The 19300-nt window shown below is 51.2% G+C and carries 20 protein-coding genes; 11 read left to right on the top strand and 9 right to left on the bottom strand.

Translation table 11 applies throughout. The annotated features are described in order from the left end of the window. Positions 1 to 14 precede the first annotated feature (14 nt). The 6 genes from nqrE to bolA all read right to left on the bottom strand — a co-directional run bounded on the left by nqrE (position 15) and on the right by bolA (position 5567). Positions 15 to 611, bottom strand: a complete 597-nt coding sequence (gene nqrE, locus C9I92_RS04365; protein WP_047883911.1) for an NADH:ubiquinone reductase (Na(+)-transporting) subunit E — start codon at positions 609 to 611, stop codon at positions 15 to 17. Positions 612 to 618: 7 nt separating this feature from the next. After that, the gene (locus C9I92_RS04370) at positions 619 to 1251 is read right to left on the bottom strand and encodes an NADH:ubiquinone reductase (Na(+)-transporting) subunit D (protein ID WP_047883912.1); all 633 of its coding nucleotides are present in this window, start codon (positions 1249 to 1251) and stop codon (positions 619 to 621) included. Beyond that, the gene (locus C9I92_RS04375) at positions 1244 to 2038 is read right to left on the bottom strand and encodes a Na(+)-translocating NADH-quinone reductase subunit C (RefSeq protein ID WP_047883913.1); all 795 of its coding nucleotides are present in this window, start codon (positions 2036 to 2038) and stop codon (positions 1244 to 1246) included. Before C9I92_RS04375 ends, C9I92_RS04370 begins: the two co-directional genes overlap by 8 nt. Continuing rightward, positions 2028 to 3272: an NADH:ubiquinone reductase (Na(+)-transporting) subunit B gene (locus C9I92_RS04380; protein WP_047883914.1), complete on the bottom strand. Its 1245-nt coding sequence runs from the start codon at positions 3270 to 3272 to the stop codon at positions 2028 to 2030. Before C9I92_RS04380 ends, C9I92_RS04375 begins: the two co-directional genes overlap by 11 nt. A 3-nt stretch (positions 3273 to 3275) precedes the next feature. Further along, complete coding sequence (locus C9I92_RS04385; RefSeq protein WP_047883993.1) at positions 3276 to 4616, bottom strand: Na(+)-translocating NADH-quinone reductase subunit A; 1341 nt, start codon at positions 4614 to 4616, stop codon at positions 3276 to 3278. 636 nt (positions 4617 to 5252) lie between these two features. Further along, positions 5253 to 5567, bottom strand: coding sequence for a transcriptional regulator BolA (gene bolA / locus C9I92_RS04390; RefSeq protein WP_047883915.1), 315 nt, complete (start codon positions 5565 to 5567; stop codon positions 5253 to 5255). 147 nt (positions 5568 to 5714) lie between these two features. Between bolA and C9I92_RS04395 the strand changes: the two genes are divergently transcribed. From C9I92_RS04395 to C9I92_RS04435, 9 genes are all read left to right on the top strand, one after another. After that, positions 5715 to 6845 (top strand): methyltransferase, encoded by a 1131-nt coding sequence (locus C9I92_RS04395; protein WP_047883916.1) that lies wholly within the window; start codon positions 5715 to 5717, stop codon positions 6843 to 6845. A gap of 73 nt (positions 6846 to 6918) precedes the next feature. After that, positions 6919 to 7488 (top strand): YajG family lipoprotein, encoded by a 570-nt coding sequence (locus C9I92_RS04400; protein WP_047883917.1) that lies wholly within the window; start codon positions 6919 to 6921, stop codon positions 7486 to 7488. Further along, positions 7488 to 8042 (top strand): peptidylprolyl isomerase, encoded by a 555-nt coding sequence (locus tag C9I92_RS04405; protein ID WP_047883918.1) that lies wholly within the window; start codon positions 7488 to 7490, stop codon positions 8040 to 8042. The genes C9I92_RS04400 and C9I92_RS04405 overlap by 1 nt, the downstream gene beginning before the upstream one ends. Before the next feature lie 47 nt (positions 8043 to 8089). Further along, positions 8090 to 8452 (top strand): hypothetical protein, encoded by a 363-nt coding sequence (locus C9I92_RS04410; RefSeq protein WP_047883919.1) that lies wholly within the window; start codon positions 8090 to 8092, stop codon positions 8450 to 8452. 127 nt (positions 8453 to 8579) lie between these two features. Beyond that, positions 8580 to 9953 carry an AmpG family muropeptide MFS transporter gene (locus C9I92_RS04415; RefSeq protein WP_047883920.1) on the top strand — a complete coding sequence of 458 codons (1374 nt, stop codon included), beginning with the start codon at positions 8580 to 8582 and terminating at the stop codon, positions 9951 to 9953. 354 nt (positions 9954 to 10307) lie between these two features. After that, positions 10308 to 11138 carry a nucleoside-specific channel-forming Tsx family protein gene (locus C9I92_RS04420; protein WP_047883921.1) on the top strand — a complete coding sequence of 277 codons (831 nt, stop codon included), beginning with the start codon at positions 10308 to 10310 and terminating at the stop codon, positions 11136 to 11138. A gap of 452 nt (positions 11139 to 11590) precedes the next feature. Next, positions 11591 to 12415, top strand: coding sequence for a nucleoside-specific channel-forming Tsx family protein (locus tag C9I92_RS04425; protein WP_047883922.1), 825 nt, complete (start codon positions 11591 to 11593; stop codon positions 12413 to 12415). 143 nt (positions 12416 to 12558) lie between these two features. Next, positions 12559 to 13500 (top strand): 2-dehydropantoate 2-reductase, encoded by a 942-nt coding sequence (gene panE, locus C9I92_RS04430; RefSeq protein ID WP_047883923.1) that lies wholly within the window; start codon positions 12559 to 12561, stop codon positions 13498 to 13500. Then, complete coding sequence (locus C9I92_RS04435; protein ID WP_047883924.1) at positions 13490 to 14128, top strand: DJ-1 family glyoxalase III; 639 nt, start codon at positions 13490 to 13492, stop codon at positions 14126 to 14128. The genes panE and C9I92_RS04435 overlap by 11 nt, the downstream gene beginning before the upstream one ends. A gap of 284 nt (positions 14129 to 14412) precedes the next feature. Here the strand turns inward: C9I92_RS04435 and thiI are convergent, their stop codons facing one another. The 3 genes from thiI to pomA form a co-directional block, all read right to left on the bottom strand. Beyond that, positions 14413 to 15861, bottom strand: coding sequence for a tRNA uracil 4-sulfurtransferase ThiI (thiI, locus tag C9I92_RS04440; protein WP_047883925.1), 1449 nt, complete (start codon positions 15859 to 15861; stop codon positions 14413 to 14415). Between the two features lie 287 nt (positions 15862 to 16148). Then, a complete protein-coding gene (locus C9I92_RS04445; RefSeq protein ID WP_047883926.1) occupies positions 16149 to 17045 on the bottom strand; it encodes a flagellar motor protein MotB in 897 nt (298 codons plus the stop codon). A 56-nt stretch (positions 17046 to 17101) separates the two neighbouring features. Continuing rightward, the gene (gene pomA, locus C9I92_RS04450; RefSeq protein ID WP_047883927.1) at positions 17102 to 17863 is read right to left on the bottom strand and encodes a flagellar motor protein PomA; all 762 of its coding nucleotides are present in this window, start codon (positions 17861 to 17863) and stop codon (positions 17102 to 17104) included. Positions 17864 to 18151: 288 nt separating this feature from the next. On the opposite strand from pomA, the gene xseB reads away from it, so the two are divergent. Together xseB and ispA are read left to right on the top strand one after the other, a co-directional pair. Further along, complete coding sequence (gene xseB, locus C9I92_RS04455; protein WP_047883928.1) at positions 18152 to 18394, top strand: exodeoxyribonuclease VII small subunit; 243 nt, start codon at positions 18152 to 18154, stop codon at positions 18392 to 18394. After that, positions 18387 to 19289, top strand: a complete 903-nt coding sequence (ispA, locus tag C9I92_RS04460; protein ID WP_047883929.1) for a (2E,6E)-farnesyl diphosphate synthase — start codon at positions 18387 to 18389, stop codon at positions 19287 to 19289. Before xseB ends, ispA begins: the two co-directional genes overlap by 8 nt. Positions 19290 to 19300 lie beyond the last annotated feature (11 nt).

Consider the following 19300-nt stretch of genomic DNA (forward strand, 5'->3'; position numbering starts at 1 on the left):
CCTTTTTATCCTGATTACAGCTGAACACCGGAGAAGGACATGAAGCCCAACGCCATAAGGCCGACAGAGATGAAGGTGATGCCTAGGCCACGCAGACCAGCAGGTACATCAGAGTACTTCATCTTCTCGCGGATACCCGCAAGCGCAACGATTGCCAGCATCCAACCGATACCAGAACCGAAGCCGTAAACCACAGATTCAGCAAAGTTATAATCACGCTGTACCATGAACGATACACCACCGAAGATCGCACAGTTAACGGTGATCAGCGGCAGGAAGATACCCAGCGCGTTATATAGCGGCGGGAAGAAACGGTCCAGAATCATTTCCAGAATCTGTACCAATGCCGCGATAACACCGATAAAGGTGATGAAGTTCAGGAAGCTGAGATCAACGCCTTGAACCAGAGCACCGTCTTTCAGCAGCAGGTTGTAAACAAGGTTGTTTACCGGTACAGAAATGGTCAGTACAACCGTTACTGCAACACCCAGACCGAAAGAGGTCTTAACTTTCTTGGATACCGCCAGGAAGGTACACATACCCAAGAAGAATGACAGCGCCATGTTCTCGATGAAAATCGAACGAACCAGCAGGCTTAGATAATGTTCCATGTTCCCCTTACTCCTTCGCTTCTACTTGTTCTGGACGGAAGGTACGGATAGTCCAGATCAGGAAACCAATCAGGAAGAAAGCAGATGGTGCCAGTAGCATAATACCGTTAGGCTGGTACCAGCCACCTTCTGAAATCAGAGGCAGAATCTGAACACCGAACAGCTTGCCTGAACCCAGCAGTTCACGGAAGAAACCAACAGTAATCAGTACGAAGCCGTAGCCCAGACCGTTACCAATACCATCCAGCAGAGATGGCAGAGGTGCTGATTTCATCGCGTATGCTTCTGCACGACCCATTACAATACAGTTAGTAATGATCAGACCAACGAATACTGAAAGCTGTTTAGAGATATCGTAAACAAATGCTTTCAGAATCTGGTCTACCACGATTACCAGAGAAGCGATGATTGCCATTTGAGCAATGATACGCACACTGTTAGGAATGTGGTTACGGATCAGCGATACGAAAAAGTTAGAAAACGCGGTAACAAACGTTACTGCCAGCGTCATTACGAACGCTGTTTCCAGTTTGGTGGTTACTGCCAGGGCAGAACAAACACCAAGGATCTGCAGAGCGATTGGGTTGTTATCAATAAACGGCCCAAACAGAACCTTTTTCATTTCTTTAGTATCAGCCATTGTTCAGGCCTCCCTCACGAATCTTCGCCAGGAACGGACCAAAGCCCATGTTACCCAACCAAAAATCGAATGTGTGCTGCACACCATTACTGGTCAGTGTTGCACCGGACAGCGCATCGACACCGTGCTCGCTACCTTCAGGAGCGCCGCCTTTTACGATGCGGATAGCAGGGTTTAATTTGTCGTCAAACAATTTCTTGCCAACGAACTGATCACGCCAATTCGGGTTCTCAACCTCACCACCCAGTCCAGGAGTTTCACCCTGTTCATAGTAAGTGATACCGGCAATAGTATTACCGTCAGTTTCAACAGCGATAAACGCGTACATCATTGACCACAGACCGTTACCATGAACAGGCAGGATCACTTTGCTGATGCCGTCGTTCGCATCTTTCACCAGGTAGATTTTCGCGATGTTTGCGCGACGAATGATCTTCGCTTTGTCATCGTCTGCACCCAGACGAATTGATTGTGCAGGATCTTTCGCTGCATCACGCTGTTTGTAGTCTGCTGGAGAAACACCGTCTTCAGACTGAGCAACAAACTCACCAGTTTCCAGGTTAACCAGCTTAGGTTCGATGAACTGCTGGTATGCTTCGCTAATGTTTGTGCCATCTTGCAGAAGACCGGCAACAGACAGGATGTTGCGCTGAACGTCAAGAACAGCATTTTTTTGCTGCATAGGACGCAGAGCAACCGCAGCTGCTGATACCACGATAGAGCACACCAGGCTCAGCGCGATAACAACAATCAGCGTTTTTTTAATGCTATCGTTATTACTTGACATGACGAGCTAGTCTCCGCTTGATGTTGCCCTGAACTACTAGGTTGTCAAATAGAGGAGCGAATAGGTTAGCAAACAGAATTGCCAGCATCATGCCCTCTGGGTACGCAGGGTTTACCACACGAACCAAAACAGCCATTACACCGATCAGTGCGCCGTACCACCACTTACCTTTGTTAGTAAAGGCAGCAGACACTGGGTCAGTGGCCATGAACATCATACCGAATGCAAAACCACCCAGAACCAGGTGCCAGTGCCATGGCATGCTGAACATTGCGTTAGTGTCAGAACCGATGATGTTGAATAGCGTCGCCGTCGCGATCATACCAATCATGGTACCGGCAATGATGCGCCATGAAGCAATGCCCATAAACACGATCATTGAACCACCAAGAATGATGAACAACGTTGAAACTTCACCAATTGAACCAGGGATACGACCGATGAATGCATCCATCCAGCTGATCGCTTCGCCAGTTACTGTGTTGATCACGCCAGCCTGACCGCCTTGTGCCCACTGGCTCAGCGCCGTTGCACCAGAGAAGCCGTCTGCCGCAGTCCACACCAGATCACCAGAGATCTGAGCTGGGTATGCGAAGAACAGGAATGCACGACCTGCCAGAGCAGGGTTCAGGAAGTTACGACCAGTACCACCAAAGATTTCTTTAGCAACAACAACACCGAAGGTAATACCCAGTGCCGCTTGCCACAGAGGCAGTGTTGGTGGAACGATCAGAGCAAACAGAATAGAAGTAACAAAGAAACCTTCGTTAACTTCGTGCTTGCGGATCATACAGAACAGGACTTCCCAGAAGCCACCTACCAGGAATACTGTTGCGTAGATAGGCAGGAAGTAGGTTGCACCCAGTAGCATTTTGCTACCCCAACCCGCGTCTGCAGACATCGTACCGCCCAGCATCTGAGTCAGCCAGTAGTGCCAGTCACCTGCCACGATAGCTGCCAGTTGCTCACCGGCGTACATGTGGTTCAGGGCAACAATCGCCTGATCACCCACGTTGTACATACCCCAGAACATGGCTGGGAATACCGCAAACCACACCATGATCATGATACGCTTCAGGTCAATGCTGTCACGTACGTGCGCACTGGTGCGTGTCACTTGGCCAGGCGTATACAAAAGTGTGGCAACTGCTTCGTACAGTGCAAACCACTTCTCGTGCTTACCACCCGGCTCAAAGTGGTGTTCAATTTGCTCGAGGAAATTCTTGAGGCTCATGAATTACCCTTCCTTCTCAATCTTGTTCAGGCACTCACGCAACAGTGGGCCGAACTCATACTTACCTGGGCATACAAAAGTACACAGTGCCAGATCTTCTTCATCCAGTTCCAGTGCACCCAGCTGCTGAGCACTATCCGAGTCACCTGCACACAGGTCACGCAGAAGCAGTGTCGGCTCAATATCAAGCGGCATTACACGCTCGTAGTTGCCGATTGGCACCATAGAACGCTCAGAACCGTTGGTTGAGGTGGTCATGTTGAACAGCTGACCAGGGAAGAACTGACTCAGGAAAGCGCGAGTGACAGAGAATTTGTTTTTGCCTGGAACAATCCAGCCAAATAGTTCTTTTTCACGACCTTCGCGAAGTGCAGAAACCTGCAGGTGGTAACGACCCAGGTACGCGTGAGGGCCAGCTGCGTGCAGACCGTTCAGCACAGAGCCAGACAGCACACGAACTTCACCAGGCATCAGCTCAGAGTCAGTCAGTTGCTCGATAGAAGCACCCAGCTGAGTACGAACCAGACGTGGAGAGTTCACAACAGGGCCTGCCAGCGATACAACGCGGTCAGTAAATAGCTCACCAGTCAGGAACAGGTTACCGAATGCGATAACGTCCTGGTAGTTGATGTGCCATGCCATGTTTTGCATGTCAGCGCCAAAAAGCATGTGAATATGCGTACCCACCAGGCCAGCAGGGTGCGGACCGTTGAACACGTGTTCTTCAACATTGGCTTCTTTAGCACGAGGAAGGCTGGCACCAGATTTACAAACCAGTACTTTACCGCTCGTCAGACGAGACAGCACAGTCAGACCGGCTACGAACGCATCGCTTTGTTCGTTGATAATGACTTCTGGATTAGCCGCTAGAGGGTTAGTATCGATGGCAGTTACGAAGATCGCCTGAGTTTCAGCGTCGATCGCAGGGATCTTGCTGAATGGACGCGTACGCAGCGCTGTCCACATACCAGACTCAACCAGCTGCTCAACAACAACTGAACGCTCTAGCTGAGCCAGTTGACCTGCTTCGTAGCTGTTGAACGTAACTTGCTCGTCGCCTTCTACGTCAATAACAACAGACTGTAGAACACGCTTTGCACCACGATTGATTTCTGCAACCTTGCCGCTGGCTGGTGCAGTGAATTTAACACCAAGATTCTTTTTGTCCTCAAAAAGAACCTGGCCTTTCTTCACTACATCCCCTACGCGGATATGCATTGTAGGACGCATACCAACATATTCTTCGCCAAGCAAGGCGACACGAGAGATGGCCTTGCCATCATTTATCGCCTGGGTAGGAGTCCCTGAAATTGGGATATCCAGACCCTTCTTTATTGTAATCATACGCACTTGCACTACATTAACGGGAAAAAAAACTTTTCATTGCGCAATTAGACACGACTTTCCTTCGTCCGATGCTGGCTCTATCCTCCGCCAGCGCCGCAACATCCTATTTACTTACTCGTCACACTTTTTGTCGCGAGTAATTTCAAGGCCGGGATTTTAGCATTAAATCAGTAGAATTTACTATGCCAAACCTCGCTAATCGGACTGAAAATCGGCTAACTCTTTAAACGCAATATGGTTATTTGACGATTAATTTGAGCTGACGCACAAAAGTGAGAAACCCTAAAATTTATCATGATTTTTTCACCCGCATCAGCCAGTTAATAAACCAACAACAAATTCAAAACACTTTCAACAGACGGGAAATATGCCGCTTCCCGAGTTGTTTCAAACTTGTCGAAATGTTAATAACTGCGGCTTCTGCTAACATCATGCATCACATTTACCTACCCTTTTGTGTTACCAGTCTGCTTGGGCAGGCAATTTACGAGATTGTATGCATATTGAACGACAATTAATGCCGCGAACCTCTAAAAATCAGCTCAAAAAAAAACCGCTGACGGCGGTTTTTTCGTTTTAAACAGATAAGCCATTCTATATCAAACAGATATGAATTTAATGACTTTTTGAATATTAGCCGAGTTTGGAACCGCCTCGGCAAGCCGGCGATGCAGGCGCCCCATCGAACAGATTTTGCCATTCACTCTGGGTGTACGTGTGAATCGCCAGTGCGTGAATATCATTGGCCAGCTCATCTGCCAGCGTGCTGTTAATGGCGCGATGACGGCCAATCAGGCGCATCCCTTCAAACTGTTCGCTGACCACAACCACTTTAAAGTGGCTTTCCGAACCTGCGGGCACATTGTGCATGTAGCTTTCGTTGACCACTTCCAGGTGAAGCGGGGAAAAAGCGTTATGCAGCTTCTCTTCAATCCGTTCCTTAATCATCTCTTACCCTCTCCTGTGGCATCAACGGCATTGCCATCCTGACAGAGCGGTTGGCCTGAATTCTTGAATCATAAAATTGGTTTGCAGTACCGGCAGGTTTTGCGAGAATACCGGTTTGTGCGTAAACATACCGTAAAGTAATCATTAATGAAACCAGAGCTGACCCTACACGGACGGACGCTGACCTTACAGCGCTACCCGGTAAGGAATAAAGAGACCCTGCAGGCATGGGATGCGGCAGATGAATACCTCATCAACCATATCACGGAGAGCGACATTACGCTGGATCCGGCGCGCCCTGTTCTGATCATGAACGACAGCTTTGGCGCACTGACCTGTTGGTTTGCCGCACAGAGCCCAGTCTGCTCCATGACGGACTCCCACATTGCCAAGCTGGCTACCGAGGCTAACCTGGCAGACAACCAGCTACCCTCCGTGACCGTTACAGACTGCTTGGCTGACTTGCCGGCGAACCCGCAGTTGGTTCTGCTCAAACTACCCAAAAGCAATCGCCTGCTGGTCTGGCAGCTGCAGCAACTGTGCCAGCATCTGCCAGCTGACTGCATCGTGATCGCGGCAGCCAAAGCCAAAGAGATTCACACCTCGACCCTGAAGCTTTTTGAAAAACACCTGGGCGAGACCAAAACGTCTCTGGCGGTGAAAAAGGCTCGTCTGATTTTTTGCCAGCCCGATGTGAGTCAGGCGGCACCGCTTCCGCCTCCCCTGACATGGGACGTGCCGGAGCACAACCTCACCCTGACCAACCATGCCAATGTTTTCTCTGGGGACAGCCTCGATATCGGCGCACGCCTGCTGCTGGAACATATTCCGGCAAACCCTGTCTACAAGGATATTATTGATCTTGGCTGTGGAAACGGCGTAATTGGGATCAAGGCCGCTCAGCTAAATCCGCAGGCAACGGTCACCTGTATTGATGAAAGCTATATGGCAGTGGCGTCGTGCCGGGAGAATGCAGACCGTAATCTGGATAATCCCGCGCAACTGATCGCGAAAGTAAATAACTGTCTGGACGATTTTCCGGCTGACAGTGCCGATCTGGTACTGTGTAATCCACCGTTCCACCAGCAGAATACGATCACCGATCACATTGCCTGGCAGATGTTCCGCGATGCCCGTCATACCCTGCGAAACCAAGGGGCGCTGATCGTGATTGGTAACCGCCACCTGGGCTACGGTGAAAAACTGAAGCGCCTGTTCGGCAACGTCAGTGTCGTGGCGCAAAATAATAAATTTGTGATTTATCAGTCAGTCAAATAACAATAATTTCTACACTTTACTTTTTGCGGGTGCCTGCGAACGGCAGCCATCCCGAGAGATTAAGGAAAATACAATGAAAAAACTGCTTCTTGCGGCCTCTATCATGGCACTCACGGCTTGCTCAGCGCCAACAGAACCTCAGCTGAACATTAACCCAGAGCCAGTCCTGGCATCGCAACCGGTTGTCAAAGGAAAAGCACTGGCTGTTGACAGCCGCGACCTGCGTCCGGCGCAATTTGTGGCCGTTGTCGACAATGGCGAGAAGAGTGTGCAGCCGCTGCACGCCAAACAAAACCTGCGTCTGGTCATGCAAGATGCCCTGACCCGCCAGTTCGGTGCGCAGGGTTACACCATTGACAATCAGAGCCAGAGCAAGCTGCGTCTGGATATTCTGGAAGCCATGGTGAACGTAAAAGACGGCATGATGAGCCATGATCTGAGCAGCAAGCTGCAAATCCAGCTGGTTGTTGAGTCGCCGAAGGGCAAATTTGTGAAGCGCTACTCCGGCAAATCAGCACGCAGCGGAGCGATGAGCGCATCGGTGGAGAAAATGGAAGAAGCCATGAATAACCTGATCGGCGCCGTGCTGAAAGACATCTACGCGGATCCGGAGCTGAATACTTACCTGCAGGAGAACCTGTAATGTCCCGCAGTCTGTTTGCCCTGCTGCTGGCACTGGCGTTACCGGTCAGTGCGGCTACCCAGGTCCAGTTCAGCACCAGCCAGGGCGAGTTCGTGGTGGAGCTTAACGAGGAAAAAGCCCCGGTCACCAGCCAGAACTTTCTGCGTTATGTGGAAGACGGCAGCTATGTCGGCACCGTTTTTCACCGTGTGATACCCGGTTTTATGGCACAGGGCGGCGGCTTTGATAAAGAACTGGCGATGCATCCGACCTACGCCCCGATTCAGAACGAATCAGGTAATGGTCTGAGTAATGACCGCGCCACCATTGCCATGGCCCGCACCCAGGCACCAGACTCGGCAACGCGCCAGTTCTACATTAATTACAGTGATAATCGCTTCCTGAACGCCCGTGGTAACCGTCCCGGTTACGCGGTATTTGGCAAAGTTGTGAAGGGGTTCTCAGTTATTGAAAAAATGGCTGAAATTCCTACCCATACCGTTCGCTCCAAGGGTATGAAAGATGTGCCCCAGCAGCCTATAGTTATTACAGCTGTAAAAATTCTTAATAAATAGACATAGGCAATGTCACCTGATCATTGCCCTATGATCAGGTGACTGCCATGCTCAAGATTGTCTCCTCCCGTCCCGAGCTACCGACCGAACAAATCAGTCAGCATATCGACGATTATGCTCCCGCCATTGCGCTGTGCGCGCTGGGAACCATCAGTGGCGAGGTGAGCTACGAGTCGATGAAAAAAACCGTCACCGAACACCTGCATGACTGGTGGAAACTGTCAGTCCCATCCGGCACGCCCAAAGATGGCTACGAGTCTACCTACTGGTATCTGGTTCATCTGCTGGAATCACTGGAAGAACATGAATTACTTGGAAATAACTTCATGCAGTTCAAAGTCTCGTGCGCAGCACAATACCTGCTCGGACTGACTGAGCGTCAGGACAAAATGCAGGGCATACGCCCCTAGTCTACCGCCTTACATCAACGCTTTTATGCCCGTTTCTCTCCTGTTTTTACCATCTATTAACTGAAGTCTTCCCCCAATTGACCGTATAATCAGCGGATGTCGACGTGTTTACAGAACTGAGGGGTACATGGAGCAATCAATCGACAACAGCAAAAATATAGGGTGGCGCGTCTACCTTAACCGCAAAGTGCTCATCATGCTGGCGCTGGGATTCTCGTCCGGCCTGCCGCTCCTGCTGGTCTTTGGTACACTCTCTTTCTGGTTACGCGAGGCTGAGGTCAGCCGGACCGATATAGGCTTTTTCAGCTGGGTGGCGCTGGCCTACGGCTTTAAATGGATCTGGTCTCCCCTGATCGACCGCTTCCCGATTCCCGTTCTGTCATCGCTGTTGGGACGCCGCCGTGGCTGGATGATCTTTTCTCAGCTGATGATCGTTCTCTCTTTGCTCGGGATGGCAGTCAGCAACCCACAGGCTGACCTGATGCAGCTAGCCATTTTTGCTGTCATTGTTGCCTTTTCGTCGGCCTCACAGGATATCGTGATCGATGCCTACCGCATCGAGATGGCCACCGAACGGCTGCAGGCGGCGCTGGCCGCCGCTTACATGACCGGATACCGTCTCGCGATGATCATGGCCGGTGCTGGTGCCCTGGCTCTGGCCGCCTGGTTTGGCTCCAATAGCGAGTATGACCCGGTGGGCTGGCAGTCGGCCTATTTCATCATGGCCGGCCTGATGCTCATTGGCCTGATTACCGCGTTGTGTATCCATGAACCAAACATTGACAGTTCCGCGATTGATAATGCCGAGCGCGCCCATCGCCAAAAGTTGCTAGAGAAAGGGCTGTCCCGCTGGCAGGCTCGTTTACTGGCCTGGTTCTATACCGCCGCTGTAATGCCGTTCAAAGACTTTTTTGACCGTTACGGCAAACAAGCCCTGCTGCTACTGGTTTTGATTGGCTGTTACCGAATTTCTGATGTGGTCATGGGTGTCATGGCCAATGCGTTTTATGTGGATATGGGCTTTACCAAAACCGAAGTTGCCTCTGTGTCTAAAATTTACGGGGTCATCATGACGCTCGCCGGAGCCGGGCTCGGCGGTATTCTGGTCAGTCGCTATTCGACCCTGCGGATTCTGGCGCTCGGCGCGATTCTGTCGGCGGTGACGAACCTTGCGTTTATGTTGTTCACCTACATTGGCAACAGCCTGCCAATGCTGACACTGGTTATCTCGCTCGACAACCTGAGTGCCGGTATCGCAACCGCGGCATTTATCACTTTCATGTCGAGCCTGACCAATGTGGCTTTCTCAGCCACTCAGTATGCGCTGTTTAGTTCCATCATGCTGCTGTTCCCGAAATTCATTGCCGGCTTTTCCGGCATGTATGTAGACATGTTCGGATACAACACCTTTTTCTTCACCACCGCTTTGATTGGCTTACCGGTACTGCTGCTGATTTCACGGGTCGGTAAACTGAGCCATCCGCTCACCGAGCAGAGCTAGCTAACACTGCTCGCGTCTCGTCGCACCGTTTTGTGGAGGTATTCTGTTGAGCAGTATGGCCTCCTTTTCTCACTCCCTCTGTTATTCCACAAATTCCTCCTCTAAGTGGAGCGGCTTAGAGGAGCCAATTCACACTTAGTTCAGAAAATCAGCGGAAAATCACACTAAAAACCGGCATAAGATCACCCTTTACCGAATTTGAAATCGATTACACCCGATCAAGATCACAACTAGCAAAGGATTGCGCAATCGTTACATTCACAACAGTGACGCAAAGCAATAGAATCACCGCCAACAAAACACGGACAACAAAAAAGTCCGGATTTCAGAGACACAATTAGCGAGAGTTCACCCATGCGTAAATCACTAGTAGCACTGAGCGTGCTGGCTGCAACTGCCCTGCCAGCTGTTGTTAACGCCGCAGATTATTCTGACGACATCCACAAAAACGATTACAGCTGGGCTCAATTCAACCTGATGTATACAGTTGATGAGCTACCAGGTGAATCTAGCCACGATTACCTGGAAATGGAATTTGGCGGCCGCTCTGGTATTTTCGACCTGTACGGTTACGTTGATGTGTTCAACCTGACCAGCGATCCTGACAGCGACAAAGCAGGTGCGGACAAAATTTTCATGAAATTTGCGCCTCGTATCTCTCTGGACGCAGTAACGGGTAAAGACCTGTCTTTCGGACCAGTTCAGGAACTGTACCTGGCGACGCTGATGGAATGGGGCGGTGGCGGTGCAACTAACTGCAACGAAGACAGAACAGTATGCCTTCCAGGTGAAACAACAAACTCACAAAAAGTCGGTCTGGGTTCTGATGTAAACCTGCCATGGTTCGGTAAAGTTGGCCTGAACCTGTACGCTACTTACGACTCAAACAAAAAAGACTGGAACGGTTACCAGATTTCTACCAACTGGTTCAAACCATTCTACTTCTTTGACAACGGCAGCTTCATTTCCTACCAGGGTTACATCGATTACCAATTTGGTATGAAAGATGAGTACGCAACCGCAAGTAACGGCGGCGCAATGTTCAACGGTATCTACTGGCATTCTGACCGTTACGCGGTAGGTTACGGCCTGAAGCTGTACAAAGATATTTACGGCATTAAAGATTCAAACGACTTCAAGTCGACCGGCGCAGGCCACTACTTCAGCGTTACTTACAAGTTCTAATCTTGTCGTCTGAATTGAATGAACAAAAAAAGCACCTTCGGGTGCTTTTTTGTCTTTTGGCCACAAACATCCCCACTTTTTCCTCATTATCTCAATCTTAAGAGAAGAATTTTTTCCGAGACATGAGCATGCAATTTATTCATTTTTCTCACTTTTCTTTGATAGTCTTGCCTGTCGCATTGCTCGACATCACCTTTTACCTAAGACTCGTCTCCCAAAGTTAAGAAATTCTCCTAGCCTTAATATGATGAGGCAAATCATGCTCCCCCCAATGCAGCGGTAAAAGCAGTGCAGTAATACCAGTCGTGCAGCATTACAAGCCGTAGACCCGTTTGCCCGTCACACAAACCTTTCACCATAAAAGCAGTGGTCAATAATCTGTACCTTTTTAGCGATCTCAGGTGGTGGTGAAAGTGAATAAGCAATGGCACTTAGGCTAGCGAGATACCATCATGCATAAATATTTAACTCACTTGGCACTGGGATCAGCAGCATTGTTCAGCGGTCATAGCCTTGCTGCTGACTACTCTGATGATATCCATAAAAATGATTATAAGTGGTTTCAATTCAACCTGATGTACGCGCTTGAGGAGTATCCCCGCAACGACAGCGATCACAGCGGGCACGACTATCTTGAGATGGAATTTGGTGGCCGCTCAGGGATTTTTGACCTGTATGGCTACATTGACGTTTTCAACCTCACGGAACACGACGGCAGCGACAAAAACGGCCGCCCCAAAATGTTCATGAAATTCAGCCCCCGCCTGTCGCTGGATGCCATGACCGGAAAAGACCTTTCTTTTGGCCCGGTTCAGGAACTCTATCTGGCAACTCTTTTTAACTGGGATGGCGGCTACGATCGCACCGGTTTTCAGGGCGTCAACAACTCCTTCTGGGGGATCGGCTCAGATGTGCAGGTGCCTTGGTTTGGCAAAGTAGGGATGAACCTCTACGCCCTTTACGATATCAACGCTAAAGACTGGAACGGGTATCAGTTTTCGACCAACTGGTTCAAACCTTTCTATACCTTTTCCAACGGCAGCTTTGTCGCCTACCAAGGGTACATTGACTACCAGTTTGGGGCAGACAGTACGTTCAAAGGCAATCATCAGGCCAACCATGGCGGCACCATGTTTAATGGCTTGTACTGGCACTCTGACCGTTATTCTGTCGGCTATGGTCTGAAACTGTTCTATGACGTTTACCTGATTGATGACTCCGATGCACTCGAGTCCACCGGCCCCAGCCACTACTTCTCCGTCACCTACAAGTTCTGAAGTTCCGCCGCCTTCGGGCGGCGGCTTCACCTCTCGGCAAGCCCTAATGGAATGGGCGCCAGCGATGCTGGAACCATGTTATGATCCTGCTTTCTCTCAACCCGATCACCTTCCGGGATGATCATCGATAGCAAGGACAGCAGGTGAAAATTACCCTTGTAGGCGCAGGTGCCATTGGCCAACTGTGGGGATGCCAACTTGAACCGAACCATTCAGTTCAGTTCTGGACGCGCCGCTCTGAACCTTTCCTCGATATAGACTACACCGCGCTGGAGCCAGCCTGCAGCCGCCGTATTCGAATAGATGCCAACAATCCCAACGCGCTCAGCCAGGCAGACATGGTGCTGATTACCGTCAAAGCTTTTCAGGTCGAAGCAGCGCTGGACAGCATACTGCCGCATCTTTCCCCGACCACGCCAGTGATTATTATGCACAACGGCATGGGCACACACAGCCTTGTGCTTCGCCGCTTGGTAGAAGAAAACCGCCCTCAGCAGCCGGTGCTTTATGCAACAACCTCACAGGCCGCTTTCCGACCGGGCCATTCTCAGGAACAATCACAGGGCGATTCACCTCTTCAGCATACCGGCAGGGGGCAAAGCTGGATCGGTGCGGTCAATGACGCCGGGAAATGCCATGCTGAGCTGGCCGCGGTACTGGATAATGCGCTGGCTCCCTGTCAGTGGCATGATGATATTTTTGTCCCCCTCTGGCAAAAGCTCGCGATCAATTGCGCGATCAACCCGCTGACCGCAATGCATCAGTGTCGTAACGGTGAACTGGCGGCACCACAATTTTCCGGAGCACTGGACAGCATCTGCCAGGAAGTGGCGGCGGTAATGAACGCCGAAGGGTATCCGACCAGTGCCAACACCCTGCGCCAGCAGGTCGAGAATGTCATTCTGGCAACCGCGGCCAATTACTCATCGATGAACCGGGATATTCACCACCACAGGCCGACAGAAATCGACTATATTACCGGGTATCTTGTTCGACGCGCACAGGCGCACCAACTGGCCGTACCGACCAACCTTGGCCTGTGGCAACACATAAAACGATTGGAGCAACACGACCATGACCAATGACCACTCCCAGCCACGTCCGATCCGGGTCGCTGTCTGTATCGCCCCCGGCACCGAAGAGATGGAAGCCATCAACGCCATCGATATTCTGATCCGGGCGGGATTTGATGTGACAACCGCCAGCGTTGACTCAGACGGCGCGCTGATGATGGAAGGCTCGCGCGGTATCAAGCTGGTCGCCGACGTCCCCCTGGTCCAAATTGCCGATGAGCCGTTTGACTGTGTCGTCCTGCCGGGCGGCCTTGGTGGCGCCGAGTATTTCCGTGACAGCCCGTTGCTGCTGGAGTTCGTGCGACAGCACAAGTATGACGGCAAGCTGGTCGCCGCCATTTGTGCCACGCCGGCTGTCTTTCTTGAGCACCATCAGGTCTATCCTAATGCCCTGATGACCTCGCACCCGGCTTTTCTGGATACCATCCCGGCCTCGCGCCGCCGCTCCAGACGGGTCACTTTTGATGTGAACAATAACCTGCTGACCAGCCAGGGACCGGGGACCTCACAGGAATTTGCACTGGAGATCATTACCCGGCTGGCCGGCAAACGGAAAGCCGCTGAAGTCGCCGAGCCGATGGTCATGTGGCCGCACATGAATTATGACGTGATGCCGAAAAACGAGTCGACCTCATCGTGAGTCTCTGTGTCCGGTAATGAACCTGCGACATCCTGCCCTTCTGCCTGTGCGTCTGCCATTGCAAAAGTGTTGGCGATAGGATTGACGAAAGTCTTTACGGCAAGCCAATAAAAAACGGGAGCCCTTGGGCTCCCGTTTTCTATGTCATGCTGTTCAGTTCAGCGATTCTCAGTTCCAGCCCTTTTAGTTACAACACCAGTAGTTACAACACCAGACTTTGAAGATCTGGGCGGGCGGTATTTGAATCTGAACCGTTCTCAGCACCTTGCCTTTGAATCGCCTGATTACGGGCGGTAAACCTTGACGTTTTCGAAGCCATTTTCTTTCAGGTACAGCGCCTGAAGACGGCTCATCACACCACGGTCACAGTACAGCAGATACGTTTTATCTTGCGGCAGATCGCCGAACTGCGTAGCCAGTTTGTAGAACGGCAGGTGCTTCACCTCTACGTTATCCAGCTCCAGCGGGTTTTCGTCTTCTTCGTCCGGGCTGCGGATATCCAGCACTATCGCGCCATCATCAATCTGAGCAACCAACTCGATTTCCGGCGCTTTTTCCTGGCTTTCTTTTTCGATATCACGAATGTCCATCACTCGAGCCTCTGATACCACACGCTCAAGAATAGTGAAGTCAAATTTGGCTTCTTCTGCTTCCAGCTTCTCTTTAACCGCTTTTACCGTCGGACTCTTAGAAATCACACCACAGAATTCAGGCATCGTCTTGGCGAAATCTTCGGTGCCAATATCACGCGCCACATTGATGATGTCTTCTTTGTCCCAGTTGATCAGCGGTCGCAAAATCAGCGTATCCGTTACGCCATCAATGTGACGCAGGTTGGTCAGGGTCTGGCTGGATACCTGACCCAGCGCTTCACCAGTCACCAGCGCTTGAATGCCGAAACGTTCAGCTACCATACCGGCCGCACGCATGAACATACGCTTGAGCACAACGCCCATCTGGCCGTCAGCAATGTTTTCCAGGATTTCAGCAACGACCGGTTCGAAATCAATAGCGATGAACCGCACTTTCGCAGACGAGCCGTATTTCTTCCACAGGAAGTTGGAGACCTGCTTGACACCAATTTCGTGCGCCGGACCACCCAGGTTGAAGAAACAGTAGTGCACTTTACTGCCGCGCTTAATGTGCAGATAGCTGGACACGCCTGAGTCAAAGCCACCGGAAATCAGGCTCAGAACATCTTCCTGCGTTCCCAGAGGGAAACCGCCCAGACCTTTGTGGCGCGCCAGAATCTGGTTCAGTTTGTCGTGATCCACTTCCACACGCACAGTGATGTCAGGATCTTTCAATTTCACTGAAGCCGACGCCACCGCCTGATTCAGACCGCCACCGACATAACGCTCCAGCTCAATCGAGGTAAAGTCGTGCTTACCGATTCGTTTCGCACGGACACAGAACGTTTTGCCTTCCAACTGGTCACGGACGTGTTCCAGTGTCTGCTCGTAAATATCGTGCAGGTCAGTAAACTCAGTCTGTTTGACTTCCAGTACGTGGTGAATACCCGGCGTCTGGGTCAGCACGGCCAGCACCTGATCACGCAAGCTGTCATCCTTCGAGGATACTTCAATGTGACTACGACGGTTGTACACCGCCATGGAGTCGGACAGACGCTGAAGGATAATGCGAATGTTACATTCCAGGATCTTTGTAAAGCGTTTTCGTACAGACTCACTCTTTACGAAAATCTCCGGATGGGGTTTAACAATAAATTTCATAACACGCTTCGCTACACTGGGCCAAACAAAACCAAAAGGATCAAAGGCGCGGATTATACCGCATGCAGGCAGTGGCTGAAAACAGGACGTTGTATTTAACCAGGTGCAATTACCTCCTGATGCAATTACCTATAGTGTAGGCACATTTTCTGGCCGCGTAGATAATCCGCCATTTTCCTGCTGTCGGTGAAACGCACCAAGAAAAAAGCCGCCCGGTCAATTCCGGGCGGCTGAGAGTAGTTGACGCGGCGTTCCTGTCGTACAAACAACAGGAAAATCGTTACCCGTCAGGGCTGTGCCTGCGCCTTGCCAGCTGCGTCTTGCGAGGAAATTTCATCGGTAAAATGCGGTTTCCCCTGCATGATAGAAATTTCAACCCGGCGGTTGGCCTTACGCTCTTCTTCCGTGCGGTTGCCGTTCAGCGGTTGAGTATCAGCCAGGCCGACAACTCGCAGGCGCCTGTGGTCGAAGCCCTCCACTTTTTCCATCTCTTGCGCCACAGACACCGCGCGCTGGGCAGACAGATCCCAATTCGAGCGATACAGCTCAGAATCCAGTTTTACATTGTCGGTGTGGCCGGTCACCCGCACATCGCCGGGAATGTCTTTCACTAAATCCGCAACTTGCCGAACCAGCGGACGGAATTTAGGTTGCAGGAAAGCAGAACCTTCAGGGAACGCACCTTTTTCCTTAATCCGGATCACGACCTGCTGCCCCAGGTTTTCCACTTCGATTGCGCCTTCCTCAATTTCCCGATCCAGCGCCTGCTGAAGTACCTCCATCAGTTGCTCTTGCGCTTCCGATGAAGGATCTTCGCTACTCTGCTCATCTTTTGCGGCAACGTCTGCACTGTGGCCACCGGTTAACTTGCCGGCTTCACGCTGAGTGCCACCGGCCCGATCCGACTCCCCTTCATGAAAATCCAGGGTACGCTGGGTCATGTCGATGGTCTGCTGCATGATCACTTCAATCGGCGTGGGCTCCGGACGACCGGGACGAAACTCCTGGGCAATCACACTGGTCCCTTTTGGGATGTCTTTGACTTCAAGCATGTTCTGTACCCCGAAAGCAAACTTCATGGAACCGGCAATCTGCTTGAATTTCAGCACATCCATTTCAGAAAATGACAACAACAGTACAAAAAAACACATCAGCAGCGACATCAGGTCAGCAAAGGTTCCCATCCACTGCGGCAACCCAGGCGGGGGACACTTATGTTCTTCTTCCACGCTCGCTCCCCTTACTCATCCGCATTAATGGAACGCTTCTTCTCGTTGAGGTAGTTTTTCAGGTAACCGTCAATCACCCGCGGGTTCTGACCATCCTGAATCGCCAGCACCCCATCGAGGATCAGACGGCGGTTGAGTTTTTCCTCATCTTTGCGCAGCGCAAGCTTGGCGGCAATCGGTAGCATTACCATGTTGGCCAGAATGGCACCGTACAGGGTTGTCAGCAAGGCTACGGCCATGGCCGGACCGATAGCTTTCGGGTCATCCATGTTTGACAGCATCGCCACCAGACCAATCAGGGTGCCGATCATCCCCATCGCCGGGGCAACATCCCCCAGAGCCTTGAAAATGCTGATGCCCTGTTCATGACGCTCATTGGTCAGCGCAATGTCTTTTTGTAGCGTTGCCCGCACCACGTCGGCATCATGGCCGTCAACCAGCAAGTCGATCCCTTTCCGCAGGAAAGTGTTTTCCACGTCCATCTCTTCCAGCGCCAGAAAACCGCCCTTACGCGCAGCATCCGCCATCTCGACGATTTTCGCGATCAAATCTTCCGGGTTGTCGGTTTTAAACATGAAGGCTTTGGCGGCAATTTTAGCGGCACCGAAGAACTGCCCGATGCTGTACTGCATCAATGCAACAAATAACGAACCACAAAATACGATCAGGATGGACTGGGTATCCACAAACATCCCGAAACTGCCCCCGAGCACCATCGCCATGATGACAAAGGCAAAAGAGCCGACTAATCCGATTAGGGTCGCCAAATCCACTTGAGAATCTCCAATTCTTTCATTTGCTCGCGAGTTAACGTGGCCTATTGTAGCCAGCCACTGCTCGGTTTCATAGTTCGGTGACTGACGGAACGCCTGCCGTTCACGATTTTTGGCATCGCTATATCACACTGTTTGTGGGTATATATCGGCATGATGGCACTTTGATTTAGCTTTTCTTGGGAAAAGGTGAAAATTACTGTCTGTCACACAGTTTACTGTGCGATAATTTGACCCGGATAAAGCTCTACGTTATTTTTCGAGCACTTAAAAAGAAACGACACCATTATGGCAGCCAAAAAACCAGAAAATATGGCTTTCGAAGCCGCACTGGATGAACTGGACGCAATTGTTCAGGAGCTCGAATCCGGTGATATCGCGCTGGAAGATGCGCTGAAGAAATTTGAACGCGGCATTGCGCTTGCCCGTACCAGCCAGCAGAAGCTGACTCAGGCAGAACAACGCGTAGAAATTCTGCTGCAAGCCGATGACCAGACTCCCCTGACCAACTTTGATGCAAGCCATGAATAACAAGCTTTCACTGGCGCAATCCCTGCAGTTTTACCAAGAGCGAAATATTCAGCAGCTCGGCCAATGGATTGACGCACAACCTTATGCTGAACACTCTCTGATCAAGGCGATGAAGCACGGCACCCTGCTGGGTGGCAAACGAGCTCGCCCGTTCCTGACGTATGTCACCGGTGAAATGCTGGGTGCCCAGACGACGGACCTTGATACCCCAGCCGCAGCAGTTGAATGCATTCATGCCTATTCGTTGATCCACGACGATTTACCAGCCATGGATGACGATAACCTGCGTCGCGGCCAGCCGACCTGCCATATCGCTTTCGATGAAGCGACCGCCATTTTGGCCGGTGATGCCCTGCAGACTCTGGCGTTCGACATTCTGTCCTCCGGCCCACTCAGCGCCGATGGGGAAACGAACCGTGTCGCAATGATTCAGGAGCTGGCGAAAGCCTCTGGCTCACAAGGCATGTGTCTGGGTCAGGCGCTGGATCTGGAAGCCGAAGGCAAGCATGTCGGCCTTGAACAACTAGAAACCATCCACCGCCATAAAACCGGAGCCCTGATCCGCTGTGCGATCCGCATGGGCGCGCTGGCAGCCGGTGAAAAAGGGCGTGCCGTACTCCCTCAGCTGAACCAGTATGCCGACGCAATTGGGTTGGCCTTTCAAGTGCAAGACGATATTCTTGACGTCATTAGCGATACCGCCACCCTCGGCAAGCCGCAGGGCTCTGATATCGAGCTAGACAAAAGTACCTATCCTGCTCTTCTCGGGTTGGATGGCGCCAAGGCAAAAGCGCATCAGCTGTATGAACAGGCGCTACACGCGCTGGACGCGATACCCTACAATACAGACCAACTAGAAGTTTTTGCCCGATACGTCATCGAGCGCAATAACTAAAATAAGCGCGA

This window comes from Photobacterium ganghwense, from assembly GCF_003025595.1.
Taxonomy (GTDB): domain Bacteria; phylum Pseudomonadota; class Gammaproteobacteria; order Enterobacterales; family Vibrionaceae; genus Photobacterium; species Photobacterium ganghwense.

Coding starts and splice junctions, on each gene's coding strand:
- nqrE (WP_047883911.1), bottom strand. CDS start 611: ATGGAACATTATCTAAGCCTGCTGGTTCGTTCGATTTTCATCGAGAAC.
- ispA (WP_047883929.1), top strand. CDS start 18,387: ATGAATAACAAGCTTTCACTGGCGCAATCCCTGCAGTTTTACCAAGAG.
- xseB (WP_047883928.1), top strand. CDS start 18,152: ATGGCAGCCAAAAAACCAGAAAATATGGCTTTCGAAGCCGCACTGGAT.
- C9I92_RS04435 (WP_047883924.1), top strand. CDS start 13,490: ATGACCAATGACCACTCCCAGCCACGTCCGATCCGGGTCGCTGTCTGT.
- C9I92_RS04380 (WP_047883914.1), bottom strand. CDS start 3,272: ATGAGCCTCAAGAATTTCCTCGAGCAAATTGAACACCACTTTGAGCCG.
- C9I92_RS04385 (WP_047883993.1), bottom strand. CDS start 4,616: ATGATTACAATAAAGAAGGGTCTGGATATCCCAATTTCAGGGACTCCT.
- bolA (WP_047883915.1), bottom strand. CDS start 5,567: ATGATTAAGGAACGGATTGAAGAGAAGCTGCATAACGCTTTTTCCCCG.
- C9I92_RS04375 (WP_047883913.1), bottom strand. CDS start 2,038: ATGTCAAGTAATAACGATAGCATTAAAAAAACGCTGATTGTTGTTATC.
- C9I92_RS04400 (WP_047883917.1), top strand. CDS start 6,919: ATGAAAAAACTGCTTCTTGCGGCCTCTATCATGGCACTCACGGCTTGC.
- C9I92_RS04405 (WP_047883918.1), top strand. CDS start 7,488: ATGTCCCGCAGTCTGTTTGCCCTGCTGCTGGCACTGGCGTTACCGGTC.
- C9I92_RS04420 (WP_047883921.1), top strand. CDS start 10,308: ATGCGTAAATCACTAGTAGCACTGAGCGTGCTGGCTGCAACTGCCCTG.
- C9I92_RS04370 (WP_047883912.1), bottom strand. CDS start 1,251: ATGGCTGATACTAAAGAAATGAAAAAGGTTCTGTTTGGGCCGTTTATT.
- C9I92_RS04445 (WP_047883926.1), bottom strand. CDS start 17,045: ATGGGAACCTTTGCTGACCTGATGTCGCTGCTGATGTGTTTTTTTGTA.
- C9I92_RS04410 (WP_047883919.1), top strand. CDS start 8,090: ATGCTCAAGATTGTCTCCTCCCGTCCCGAGCTACCGACCGAACAAATC.
- C9I92_RS04395 (WP_047883916.1), top strand. CDS start 5,715: ATGAAACCAGAGCTGACCCTACACGGACGGACGCTGACCTTACAGCGC.
- C9I92_RS04415 (WP_047883920.1), top strand. CDS start 8,580: ATGGAGCAATCAATCGACAACAGCAAAAATATAGGGTGGCGCGTCTAC.
- C9I92_RS04425 (WP_047883922.1), top strand. CDS start 11,591: ATGCATAAATATTTAACTCACTTGGCACTGGGATCAGCAGCATTGTTC.
- thiI (WP_047883925.1), bottom strand. CDS start 15,861: ATGAAATTTATTGTTAAACCCCATCCGGAGATTTTCGTAAAGAGTGAG.